The organism is Paenibacillus phytorum (assembly GCF_013141715.1).
Classification (GTDB): domain Bacteria; phylum Bacillota; class Bacilli; order Paenibacillales; family NBRC-103111; genus Paenibacillus_E; species Paenibacillus_E phytorum.
The window spans coordinates 398,797-412,268 of record NZ_WHOA01000241.1 but is presented as its reverse complement, the minus strand read 5'-3'; the positions used below and the strand labels follow the sequence as shown (position 1 = coordinate 412,268).

Genomic DNA, 13,472 nt, shown 5'->3' with positions numbered 1-13,472 from the left:
CTAAATTGACTTTCCCATATCGTATTCCGAAAAGTCCTATATCAAAATGTAAAGAGTGGGTTTCCCCACTCTTTAATCACAAGATGATATCCTCATTATTGCCAATAAAAATTATACCATAACCATTCTTTGCATTACAATAGCAAACTTGTTAATCATTTTCACTTGACAGCTAAAAGTTTTCTTTAGAAAACTTACTTCGGAAGCATTACCTTTTGAGTTTTTCTTTAGAAAAGCTGACTTCAGAAGCATTAGAATAAGGACAATTGATTCGATTCTGGCAGTCCGCGGAAACATCCCATCGAGCTGAGCATCTCTATGACCGTCTTTGAGGCTTTGGATCGATTCTGGAAATCTTCGATGGAGAGGAAGTCGCCCTCCTCTTTGGCAGCGGCAATATTTTTGGCTGCGTTATCTCCGATACCTGACATTGCCGCAAATGGCGGGATAAGTGACGTACCATCGATAATAAACCGCGTCGCATCCGAACGATAGATATCAATTGGTTTGAAACTGAAGCCACGGGACGTCATTTCGAGTGACATCTCCAAAATGGAAACCATCGCTTTTTCTTTCGGCAGCGCCTGGAAGCCTTTCTCTTCAATCTCAATCAACTTTTTAAGAATGGCATCATATCCTTGGCACAGAAGCTCCAGATCAAAGTCAGCCGCACGAACACTAAAATAGGTCGCATAGTAGGCTATCGGATGATAAACCTTAAAGTAAGCTGTACGAACAGCAGAGATAACATAAGCAGCAGCATGCGCTTTTGGAAACATATATTCAATCCGTTCACAAGATTCAATATACCAAGCTGGCACATTACAGCGTTTCATCTCATCTTTCCATTCATCTGTTAGCCCCTTACCTTTACGAACACTCTCGGTAATTTTGAAAGCAAGACCTGCATCCATTCCCGCCTTATAAATCAAGAAGAGCATGATATCATCACGACAGCCAATAACAGTCTTAATGTTACATATCCCTTTTTTAATTAACTCTTGTGCGTTACCCAACCAAACACCCGTTCCATGTGACAAACCGGAAATTTGCAATAAGTCGGCAAAGGAGCTTGGCTGCGTTTCCTGAAGCATCTGACGAACGAACTTGGTTCCCATTTCCGGTACACCATAAGTGGCTACTGGAGATCGGATTTGATCCGGTCTGACCCCAATCGCTTCCGTCGAGTTGAAGATACTCATCGCTTTCGCATCATTCATTGGAATTGTCGTTGGATCAATACCTGTTAAGTCTTGCAGCATCCGCATCATCGTCGGGTCGTCGTGTCCGAGAATATCAAGTTTCAGCAAATTGGCGTCAAAGGCATGATAATCAAAATGGGTCGTTTTCCATTCCGAATTCTTATCATCTGCTGGGTATTGTACGGGTGTGATATCATCAACTTCCATATAATCCGGTACTACGACAATACCGCCGGGATGCTGACCTGTACTTCTCTTCACACCTGTACAACCCGCAGCTAATCGGCTAATCTCAGCACCGCGCCATTTCTGGCCTTGCTCTTCTTCATACTTCTTGACGAATCCGAATGCCGTCTTCTCGGCGACAGTACCGATGGTACCCGCACGGAATACATTCTTCTCACCAAAAATTTCTTTCGTAAAATTATGCGCAATCGGTTGATAAACGCCAGAGAAGTTCAAATCGATATCGGGAACCTTGTCCCCTTTAAAGCCAAGAAACGTCTCAAACGGAATGTCGTGACCTTCACCTTTTAAATTACCCCCGCAATTCGGGCAAACTTTGTTCGGAAGATCGAATCCACTCGGAACGCTCCCGTCCAGGAACCACTCACTATGCTGACAAGATAAACATATATAATGAGGAGGCAGCGGATTAACCTCGGAAATGCCTAACATCATCGCAACGACGGAAGAACCAACGGAACCCCTTGAACCTACGAGATAACCGTCTGCATTCGACTTTTTCACAAGACGCTCGGAAATCAAATAGTTGGCAGAGAAACCAAACTTAATAATTGGAACCAGTTCTTTTTCTAAACGGGCCACAATAACTTCCGGAAGTTCATCACCATAAATTTTCTTCGCTGTATCGTAACAGGTGGTACGAATTTCTTCGTCGGCACCTTCAATGATGGGTGTAAACAGCTTGTCAGGGAAAAGCTCAATGACTTCAAAGCGATCCGCTAGGTCATTCGTACTGCGAATAACAACTTCAATCGCCTTCTCTTCACCAAGAAACTTGAATTCTTCAAGCATCTCTTTGGTCGTACGGAAATGAGCATCAGGTTTTTTCATGGCTTTAAGTGGACTAAACCCGGTAATTCCATTAATGGCAATATCTCTGCATACTTTCTCACGAGGATTCAGATAATGCGCATTCCCTGTAGCAATAACCGGTTTGCCGGTCTTATAACCAATTTCACAAACACGTCGTACAGCATTTTCTAAATCTTCGACACTCCCCACGAGACCCTTCTCTACCAGATGCATGTTATAGCTCACAGGTTGAATCTCGAGAATGTCATAGAACTCAGCCACTTGCTCGGCTTCTTCGATTGATTTATTCAGAACGGCTTCAAAGAATTCCCCTTTTTCACAGCCGGAGGTGATAAGAAGACCTTCTCTATGCTCTACTAGAACACTTTTGGGAATCGTAGCAGACCGTTGCAAATAGGTTGTATGGGATAAGGATATAAGTTTGAATAAGTTCTTCTTCCCAACAGCATTTAGCGCGTAAACACAACAATGGAAAGGACGCTGATTAGACAAATCTTTTCCTACATAATCATTCAATTTAGCAAGATTCGTTATTTGTCGATCATTAGCCTCGTTAATTAAATGATATAAAACAAAACCTAAGGCAATAGAGTCATCAATCGCTCGGTGATGGTTGTCCAAGCCTACTTTAAATTTATCCGACAATGTATTCAATCGATGGTTCTTCATTGATGGGAATAAAAATCTAGCAAGCTCTAGGGTATCCAGTACGGAGTTCGTAACCTCTGGCAATCCCATACGTTTCAAATTCGATTGAAGGAAACCCATATCAAATCGTGCATTATGGGCTACGAGAACACAATCACCAACAAACTCAACAAACTTAGGTAGCTCATCCTCGATATCAGGCGCATCTTTTACCATATCATCGTTAATGTTCGTCAATTGTTGAATGTTATATGGAATTTTCTCGTGGGGGTTAATGAACGTTGCAAACCGATCAATTTCTTTACCGTCCTGCATTTTAACACCTGCAAGCTCGATAATTCGGTTATTGGTAACAGAAAGCCCCGTTGTCTCTACGTCGAATATCACATATGTTGCTTGCTTCAGATCCATATCTCTACCATTCATCACAATAGGAACAGAGTCATTCACAACGTTTGCTTCCACACCATAAATCACTTTAATTCCGTGCTTTTTGGCTGCTTTACCTGCATCAGGGAAACATTGAATGTTACTATGATCAGTAACCGCGATGGCTTTATGCCCCCATTTAGCAGCCATTTTCACATATTGATCAATAGGTGTCAAAGCATCCATGGTACTCATTGTCGTGTGTAAATGAAACTCAACACGCTTCTCAGCTGCATCGTCCATTCGATCCCTGGGAGCCATAACTTCGTTCAGGTCATTCGGAATCATGACAAGTTCAGGAATTTGCATGAAACGATCGTACTCGACCTTCCCCCTCGCTCTAATCCATGTTCCATTTGCAAGAAGGCTCATAATTTTCACATCATCTTTGGTTTTCGCAAATACTTTCATCGCCAAAGAATCTGTAAAATCGGTCAGGTTAAATGTAAATAACGTGTTTCCATTTCTCAATTCCTTGACATCTAGTCCAAATACGGTACCCTGAACCGTCAGTTTCTTCTCTTCTTCTTGAATGTTCTTGAGTGGCGTCGGCACCTCTTTGATATCAATACCCATGACAAGCTTGAGATCCGTATCTGGTAATGAGGATTCTTCTTCTTCCATGTCGATGGACATCATGATCTCTTGGGTAATGGTCTTCTCACCTTGCTCGCGCTGCTTCGCAAATTTCTCGTACTCAGCTTCGATCTCGGTAGAATCACTCATCGCATACTTTACGGTTAATTCTGTTTGAAAAAAGTTATGAAAAAAGTTCCGTATGAACATATCTACATTTTTCTTCTTAGCAAGTTCAAGTCCGATCTGATCAAGCATAATGAGCGTTAGTGTATGACCTTGTACCTCAAACCTTGATTTCGACATCCAACCGTTAATCGATGCTACTTCACGCTGCAGCCACTCCATAAATAAGCTCCAGTATTCCTCCACCAAAGCAGCGGGATCAGCTTGCTCATATTTCCAAATAAAACGAATCTTCGCAATCTGAGCGAACTTCTCTTGAATCATTTTACAAAAAGAACGGTAAACATTCTGAGGCACTATTTCATTTTTCACCAAATAAAAGGTCCAGTCGCGATTTTTACGACTAATTTCTACTTGCTCGATGTAGCCTTCCGCAAAAAATGACCGCACGATATCGGCTGGAATCTCGGCTTGCTGCATCAAAAGCTCAAAGCGATTCCGTTTATCAGCCAAATTACTCATGAACAGCCTCCCCATAAAAATACCAAGGGCAATGGAATTGTTGCTTCCATTTGCCCTTGATTGTAATTAATAGCTTCGGCCAAAAACGACCGTATGTTTAGCAGTATCACCGCAAACCAGACAAGTTGACTTCGTTTCTGAAGGTGTGAATGGAATGTTACGGCTAGTCGCACCTGTTTCTTGCTTCACTTGCTCTTCACAAGCGTTAGAGCCGCACCAGCCAGCTAAAGCAAACCCGCGTTTGGTCTCCAAGAATGTTTTGAACTCATCAATGGAATCCACCGCTATGTAATGCTCGTCACGGAACTGCTTCGCTTTATCATACATCTGCTGATGAATCTCAGCAAGTAAATTTTGAACTTCCTGAACGAAATCTGTTTGCTGAACTGTTTTCTTCTCCCCGCTTACTCGAGAAACGAGAACAACTTGTCCATTTTCCATGTCACGAGGACCTAATTCAACACGAATCGGTACACCGCGCATTTCATATTCATTGAATTTCCAGCCCGGGCTTTGGTCAGCTCGGTCATCCACTTTAACTCGAACGCCAGCTTTCTTAAGCTCTGCATACAATTCGTCTACCCGGCCAATAACTTGTTCGCGTGTTTTTGGCGGACCGATCGGAATCATGATGACTTGAGTTGGGGCAACTTTAGGCGGCAATACCAACCCACGATCATCACCATGAACCATGATAAGTGCACCGATGAGTCGAGTACTAACTCCCCATGATGTCGTATGAGCAAATTGATGCTGATTTTCACGGTCCAAGAACTTGATATCGAAAGCGACTGCAAAGTTCGTACCCAGATAGTGTGAGGTGCCAGCTTGCACCGCTTTCCCATCTTTCATCATCGCCTCGATAGAGAACGTATCGATAGCACCAGCGAACTTCTCAGAAGGAGTCTTCTGCCCAACAATAACAGGGATTGCTAAGAAATCTTCCGCAAATTGACGGTATACATCCAGCATCTGCATCGTTTCACGGCGAGCATCCTGCTCATCTTCATGAGCGGTATGGCCTTCCTGCCACAAGAACTCCGTAGTCCGAAGGAAAGGCAATGTGCGCTTCTCCCATCGAACTACGTTAGCCCATTGATTAATCAAAAGGGGAAGATCGCGATAGGAGTTGATCCATTCCGAATACATGTGACCAATCATCGTTTCCGAAGTTGGACGAATAGCTAGACGTTCTTCGAGCTTCTCTCCACCTGCTTCAGTGACCCAAGGCAGCTCTGGATTAAAGCCTTCTACGTGTTCTTTTTCCTTCTGGAAAAAACTCTCTGGAATAAATAAAGGGAAATAAGCGTTTCTGTGACCCGTTTCTTTGAATTTACTATCGAGCTCACGTTGAATGTTTTCCCATATTTCATAGCCATCCGGTTTAAACACGATACAGCCGCGCACTGGCGAATAGCTCATCAAATCAGCTTTCTTGATCACATCTATGTACCAACGGGAGAAATCCTCTCCCTGTGGTGTAATCTCTTTAACAAACTGTTTATCGTTTGACATAAACCCTCCTACAATATTAGGACTATCCCTTTATTAATCTTAAAATATCATTGTAAGTAACTGCCACCATGAGCAGCATTAGCAGTGCAAAACCAACAAAATGAACCATACTTTCTCGATTCGGATCAATTGGCTTCCCGCGTAATGCCTCTAGACCCATAAATAGAAGTCGGCTTCCATCTAAAGCTGGAATAGGCAAGAGATTAAATATACCTAGATACAAGCTTAATGTAGCTGCCCATGAGATCAAGTAAGTTATTCCCATTTTGGCAAACTCAGCTGATACTTGAGCTGTCCGGACAGGTCCGCCAAGATCATCAAGTTTAAACTGCAGCATAACTAGCTTCTGTAAACCAGTCACAATGCCAATCGTTGTTCCAACGACTTGTTCGTATGTGCCAGTTAACACTTCACTAAAGGTTGCGCTTCTGCGATCCCCAGAAATGACTACGCCGAGCTTACCAGCTCCTGCTTCCATTTCAGGTGTAACCTGTAGTGTAATTGGATTACCAGAACGATCCACAACCCAGGTCATCGGCTTTCCAGCAGATGATTGAATCGAGGTGACAAGCTTCTCGCGGTCATCACCAATCGGCTGATTATCAATCGATATGATGATATCCCCTTTATGGAGACCCGACTTCTCGCCTGCTTTACCTGCAAGCACAGAATCTAGCTTAACGTTCGTAAAAACGCCCGACATAATTACAACGATAAAGAACAACACAATCGCAAGTATGAAGTTCATCACAGGCCCCATCACAATAGCAATTGCTCGCTGGCCAACCGTTTTCGAGCCAAACTGACGATCATATGGAGCAATCTGTGTTTCTGTCCCTTTGGTCACCATCATAGCTTGTGGATCAATGGGATAAGTAACGCTTTCTCCGTCAACATCAAGTGATACTCGAAGCGATCTTTCTAAATCAATTTGTTCCACAACACCAATGATAACATTCGACCGTCGATCTAATTGATCAAGATAAAGAGATGACACTTGATTTTGTTTATTTAATTTAACGGCAACCGTTTGTCCAGGGTTCACTTGGACAATTTCCGGATCTTCCCCTGCCATGCGAACGAATCCACCAATTGGCAAAATACGCAAAGTATAGCGAGTTTCCCCTTTTTTATATGAGAAAATTTTGGGTCCAAAGCCGATTGCAAATTCTCGAACTAAGATGCCTGCACGTTTCGCAAAGTAAAAATGACCCCATTCATGAATCGTAACGAGAACGAAAAACAACAAAATAACCTTCAATCCAACTTCTATGGCTGACAAGTCGTATTTCCTCCTTCGAGTTTTCTTCAGAAAACTTACCTATGTTTGCAAAAACCATAACGTTTTCGTTTGAAAACCTGCCTTCTGAGCATCCACTTATGGACAGCATGTTCTTAGATTAACATTATTGAACTGCTGAATACAAGCTATGCCCTTTTAGCACAGTATACGAGCTGGGAGTTTGAATTAGACTTTACTTTATTAAGCGCCTAGGTGATAGATTGAAAAAAGAGCCGAGCCAACCTCGCTGACCTAAGCTCTCATGAAATTAAAATACGATGGATGATGCAAAGGCTCTTGCCCAAATATCCTGCTCATGAATGACTTCTAGATGAGGGTTTGAATGGGATTCGTGTTTCTGCAAAACAAGTTCAATGATCTGTTCAATTTGCAAGAACGTAATCTCACCTTTGAGGAAGCGTGCAACAGCAATTTCGTTCGCTGCATTATAAATAGTAGGTGTAGTACCTCCCTGTTTGCCGCTCTCAAAGGCCATTCGTAAACACGGATACCGATTGTAATCCATTTCACGGAAATGAAGCTTTCCGATGGCAGCCAAATCTAGCCGATTGGTCGGCGTCGGATATCTGTCTGGATAGGTCAATGCGTATTGGATAGGAACTCGCATATCCGGATTACCAAGCTGAGCAATAACACTATTGTCAATAAATTCTACAAAGGAATGAATGACACTTTCAGGATGAATGAGGACATCTATTTGGTCATAGGAGAGATCAAATAACCAATGAGCCTCAATGACTTCAAGACCTTTATTGACCATCGTTGCTGAATCTATCGTAATCTTGGCTCCCATCGACCAATTCGGATGTTGGAGGGCTTGTTCGACCGTTACTCCCTCTAACTCTTCACGAGATCGATCTCGAAAGGAACCACCAGAAGCAGTAAGCGTTATTTTCGCAATTTGCGAGCGATTCTCACCATTCAAACATTGAAATATAGCCGAATGCTCACTATCAATAGGCAGCAAAGACACGCCTTTTCGACGAATTGCATCCTTTACAATATGGCCTGCACTCACTAACGTCTCCTTATTTGCGAGTCCGATGTGTTTGCCAGCTTCAATCGCGGCCATTGTAGGCTTAAGTCCCTGACTCCCTACCAAAGCTGTTACAACCAAGTCTGCATCTGTTGATGCAGCAACTTCCATTAATCCTTCTTCACCATATAACACCTTGGTCGATGACGAAACATTCTTGGAAACTTCCTCAGCAAGCTCCTTGGTCGCTACTGATACTACTTTTGGGTGAAACTTTTTAACTTGTTCAATCAATAATTGACTATTATAACCGCCAGATAATGCTTCAATCTGAAATTTATCTGAGGCATGCTGGACAATATCTAGGGTTTGTGTACCAATAGACCCTGTTGAACCCAGAATGGCAATCCGTTTCATCATATTCCACCTCGCCTATGACTGTTAGTGAGTAAGAATTCCAAGCCAATGAATAAATGGAAATACAATAAGCCAACTATCCATCCGATCGAGTACTCCACCGTGCCCCGGAAGTAAGGTTCCCGTATCTTTAATACCCTTTACTCGCTTATAAGCCGACTGTATTAAGTCTCCGACTTGTCCAACAACAGCAATTACGAAGCCTAGCACCAATGCCTTGCCAAACCCAAGCAAATCCGGTGCATACAAGGCGAATCCTAGTGCGGCAATCATCGAAATAACGACGCCACCTACGGCTCCCTCAATTGACTTCTTAGGACTGATTTGAGGCCATAGAAGATGTTTTCCCAGCTTCGAACCGACAAAATAAGCTCCTGAATCCGAAGCCCAAATACATACAAACACTACTATTGACCAAAATAAGCCATGCTCCATTAAGCGCGAAGAAATCATATAATTGAATCCAAAACCTATGTAAATGACACCAAGTAAAATAACAGAAACCTGATCGATTGTGATCGTATTTTTTGAAGCGACTGTAATGAAAAGCAAGACAAACATGGTCAGCCAAATAATGGCGGTCGAAGAAACGGGAAGTGAACCACCAAACGCCTCCCACGGCACCGTTAAGAATAACAAGGAGATTAAACCAACAACCACTGTTAATTTATACTTCGTGTAGCCATTCATTTGCATATATTCACGATAGCCGATAATAGACAGTAACACGATTAACCCAGCGTACCAATAACCACCCAGTACTAATAACGTAATGAAAACGATCCCGGCAATGACTCCCGTGACGATCCTTTGCTTCAAGTTGAATCCCCCTAGATGAACACGCGCCGGAAATTTACGAAGTAATTAGATACCTCCGTATCTTCTCCCGCGGCGCTGATATTCTGCAATTGCTTGCATAAATAATGATTCCGTGAATTCCGGCCAATAAGCCTCCGTAAACCAAAGCTCCGAATACGCTAATTGCCAAAGAAGAAAATTGCTTAGTCTGAGCTCACCACTTGTTCGAATTAACAAGTCTGGATCTGGTAAATCCGAAGTCAACATATAGGAAGAAAAACTTGCCTCATCCAAATCTTCTATTTGTAGTTTGCCATTTTGAACATCAAGAATCATATCTTGAACACCAGCAATCATTTCTTTACGCCCACCATAATTTAAGGCAAAGTTCAGAATGAGTCCTGTATTTTCTTTCGTTCGTTCGATAGCTCCTTCAATCGCTTTGAGTGTGTAATCAGGTAAGCCCTCTTTCCAACCCGTCATTCGGATACGAACATTGTTTTCGATCAGCTCTTCAATTTCTAAAGGAAAAAATTCTTGAGGAAGTTTCATCAGAAATTCAACTTCTTCCTTCGGTCTTTTCCAATTTTCCGTTGAAAAAGCATACATCGTTAGCACCTTAACACCGATCTCATTTGCAGCCATCGTAATTTTCTTAACATTTTTCATGCCGGAATGATGCCCTGCTACGCGAGGTAAGCCTCTTTGCTTAGCCCAACGACCGTTTCCATCCATAATGATAGCGACATGTGCTGGCACTTTATCTAATTCGATAGCTGGTATAGCTGAAGAAACAGACTTAACATTGATTCCTAACCATTTCTTAATTAGCTTGAGCACAGTTGTTCCTCCCAACTAGGGAAAGATGAAAAACCCCCAGCGAATACCCGGGGGCATATCTATCTTATACTTCCATGATTTCTTTTTCTTTAGCAGCCAAAACTTTCTCAACTTCAGCTACGAATTTATCAGTAAACTTTTGGATATCCTCTTGATGTTTGCGGGACTCGTCTTCAGATATCCCAGCTTTTTCTAACTTTTTGATCTCATCGTTGGCATCACGACGGATGTTACGAATAGCAATCTTTGCTTCTTCGCCAAATTTCTTCGTCATTTTCACAAGATCGCTACGACGCTCTTCTGTTAAAGCCGGAATAACAATTCGAATAACCAAACCGTCGTTAGATGGCGTTAATCCTAAGTCAGACTTCATAATCGCTTTCTCAATCGATGTCATCGAACTTTTGTCCCATGGTTGAATGAGTAAAGTACGTGAATCAGGTGTTGTTAAATTCGCAAGTTGATTCACAGGTGTCATCGCTCCGTAATATTCCACTTGGATGCGATCTAATAAAGATGGCGTAGCACGGCCTGCACGAAGAGAAGTTAAGTCTCTTCTTAATGCGCCTATTGCTTTATCCATCCGATCTTCTGCATTTTTTTTTACTGATTGTGGCATGGTTTAGACACTCCCTTTAACTGTAGTCCCAATTTTCTCGCCAAGGACCACTCGTTTGATATTCCCTTTTTCTGTGATATTGAACACCACTAACGGGATGTTGTTATCCATACAAAGGGAAGATGCGGTGGAATCCATGACACCAAGATTGTTACTGATAACTTCCATATAAGTTAACGTCTCGAATTTCTTCGCTGTTGGATCTTTGAATGGATCTGCTGAATAAACGCCATCCACTTTATTTTTGGCCATGAGAATAACTTCTGCTTCAATTTCAGCTGCTCTTAAAGCCGCTGTTGTATCCGTTGAGAAGTATGGATTCCCTGTACCTGCCGCGAAAATAACAACTCTACCCTTTTCAAGGTGACGCATTGCTCTTCTACGAATGTATGGTTCAGCCACTTGCTGCATAGTAATGGAAGATTGAACTCTTGTAGGCACATCGAGATTCTCTAGTGCATCCTGCAGAGCCAAAGAATTCATGACGGTTGCAAGCATACCCATGTAATCTGCTGTCGCACGATCCATACCCTTCTCACTACCTGCAATACCACGCCAAATGTTTCCACCGCCAACTACAATAGCGACTTCTACATTTAACTCCACAACATCCTTCACCTGTTGGGCAATGGAAGTAATAACTTCCGAATCAATGCCATAACCCTGCTGTCCTGCCAAAGCTTCGCCGCTCAATTTTAGCACTATTCTTTTATAAAAAGGTTGACCCAACTTGTATAACCTCCGTTTCAATGCTTGTACAGATCTCTTATTGGCTAAAAAAGAAGGAACACCAAGTGTTCCATCTTTTTTAAATGCCTATTATAGTTTAACTTGGGACATAACTTCTTCCGCAAAGTTCTCTTGTTTTTTCTCAAGACCTTCACCAAGGCCGAAACGTACGAAACGACGAATGGAGATGTTCTCGCCGATTGCTGCGATTTTTTCATTCAACAATTGGTCGATTGTTTTGTCTGGATCTTTAACGAATTGTTGCTCCATCAAGCAGAACTCTTCGTAGTATTTACCGATACGGCCTTCAACCATTTTGTCAATGATTTTCTCTGGTTTGCCTTCATTCAAAGCTTGGTTACGAAGAATTTCTTTCTCTTTCTCCAAAGCTTCTGTTGGCACTTCTTCACGACGTACATAAGTCGGGTTAGCCGCTGCGATATGCATTGCGATGTCTCTGCAGAAAGTACGGAATTGCTCTGTTTTACCAACGAAGTCAGTTTCACAGTTGATCTCAACAAGTACGCCTACTTTACCGCCAGCGTGAATGTAAGATTCTACAGCGCCTTCTGTAGCAATACGGCCTGCTTTGTTAGCTGCAGCAGAAAGACCTTTCTCACGAAGCAATTCGCCTGCTTTGGTGATATCACCGTTTGCTTCTTCGAGCGCTTTCTTACAATCCAACATCCCTGCGCCTGTTTTTTCACGTAACTCTTTCACTTGTGCTGCTGTAACTGCCATTGAAAGAAACCTCCCGATAGTTGTTATTGGTATGTAATACCTGTTGATTCTTTAAAAAAAGGGTGGTGACAGGCTGTTACACCTTCCAACCACCCTTTTCACATTCCTATAGATTAAGCTGTTGTTTGCTCGCCTTGGTGTGCTTCGATAACGGCATCAGCAATTTTTGCTGTTAATAATTTAACGGCACGAATCGCATCATCGTTACCTGGAATCACGTAATCAATTTCGTCCGGATCGCAGTTTGTATCAACGATACCAACGATTGGGATACCCAATTTGCGAGCTTCCGCAACAGCAATACGCTCTTTGCGTGGGTCGATAATGAAAAGTGCACTAGGCAGACCTTTCATGTTCTTGATTCCGCCCAAGAATTTCTCAAGACGATCTTTCTCTTTACGGAGAATGATAACTTCTTTCTTAGGAAGAACTTCGAAAGTACCGTCCTCTTCCCATCTTTCAAGAGTTTTCAAACGGTCAATACGCTTTTGAATCGTTTGGAAGTTTGTTAGTGTACCACCCAACCAACGTTGGTTGATGAAGTACATTCCGCAACGTTCTGCTTCTTCAGCAACGGAATCTTGTGCTTGTTTTTTCGTTCCTACGAAAAGAATCGTACCATTATCTTCAGAAACGGATTTAACAAAGTTGTAAGCTTCCTCAACTTTTTTAACCGTTTTTTGTAGATCGATAATGTAAATACCGTTTCTTTCTGTAAAGATGTATTTGTCCATTTTCGGGTTCCAACGACGTGTTTGGTGACCGAAATGTACGCCAGCTTCTAAAAGCTGTTTCATGGAGATAACTGCCATCCCCAATCCCTCCTCTAAAATGGTTTATTTGGTATCCGCCGCCTGTCGCATCTTTGCATAAAACTTACCGAAGTAAGCACCATTATGCAAATTGACGGGCGTGAGTTTTTAACACCGTGAATAAATATACCACAACTGAAATGCCTATGCAACCTTTTGT

Annotated in this window: 10 protein-coding genes; all 10 read right to left on the bottom strand. The window is 42.4% G+C overall.

The annotated features are described in order from the left end of the window. Positions 1-251 precede the first annotated feature (251 nt). Positions 252-4,562 (bottom strand): PolC-type DNA polymerase III, encoded by a 4,311-nt coding sequence (locus GC098_RS35140; RefSeq protein ID WP_171648883.1) that lies wholly within the window; start codon positions 4,560-4,562, stop codon positions 252-254. Positions 4,563-4,628: 66 nt separating this feature from the next. Beyond that, on the bottom strand, positions 4,629-6,077 hold the full coding sequence (gene proS, locus GC098_RS35135; protein ID WP_171648881.1) for a proline--tRNA ligase: 1,449 nt from the start codon (positions 6,075-6,077) through the stop codon (positions 4,629-4,631). Between the two features lie 22 nt (positions 6,078-6,099). Beyond that, complete coding sequence (gene rseP, locus GC098_RS35130) at positions 6,100-7,359, bottom strand: RIP metalloprotease RseP (RefSeq protein WP_171648879.1); 1,260 nt, start codon at positions 7,357-7,359, stop codon at positions 6,100-6,102. Between the two features lie 268 nt (positions 7,360-7,627). Then, the gene (locus tag GC098_RS35125; protein ID WP_171649087.1) at positions 7,628-8,773 is read right to left on the bottom strand and encodes a 1-deoxy-D-xylulose-5-phosphate reductoisomerase; all 1,146 of its coding nucleotides are present in this window, start codon (positions 8,771-8,773) and stop codon (positions 7,628-7,630) included. 24 nt (positions 8,774-8,797) lie between these two features. Beyond that, entirely contained in the window at positions 8,798-9,592 is a 795-nt protein-coding gene (locus GC098_RS35120) for a phosphatidate cytidylyltransferase (protein WP_171648877.1), read from the bottom strand. Positions 9,593-9,637: 45 nt separating this feature from the next. Next, positions 9,638-10,411 (bottom strand): undecaprenyl pyrophosphate synthase, encoded by a 774-nt coding sequence (uppS, locus tag GC098_RS35115; protein WP_376774051.1) that lies wholly within the window; start codon positions 10,409-10,411, stop codon positions 9,638-9,640. A 64-nt stretch (positions 10,412-10,475) separates the two neighbouring features. Continuing rightward, positions 10,476-11,030, bottom strand: coding sequence for a ribosome recycling factor (frr, locus tag GC098_RS35110; protein WP_029195236.1), 555 nt, complete (start codon positions 11,028-11,030; stop codon positions 10,476-10,478). Between the two features lie 3 nt (positions 11,031-11,033). Then, positions 11,034-11,759, bottom strand: coding sequence for a UMP kinase (gene pyrH / locus GC098_RS35105; RefSeq protein WP_029195235.1), 726 nt, complete (start codon positions 11,757-11,759; stop codon positions 11,034-11,036). A gap of 90 nt (positions 11,760-11,849) precedes the next feature. Next, positions 11,850-12,500: a translation elongation factor Ts gene (gene tsf, locus GC098_RS35100; RefSeq protein WP_029195234.1), complete on the bottom strand. Its 651-nt coding sequence runs from the start codon at positions 12,498-12,500 to the stop codon at positions 11,850-11,852. Between the two features lie 113 nt (positions 12,501-12,613). After that, entirely contained in the window at positions 12,614-13,312 is a 699-nt protein-coding gene (gene rpsB / locus GC098_RS35095; protein ID WP_029195233.1) for a 30S ribosomal protein S2, read from the bottom strand. Positions 13,313-13,472: the final 160 nt, after the last annotated feature.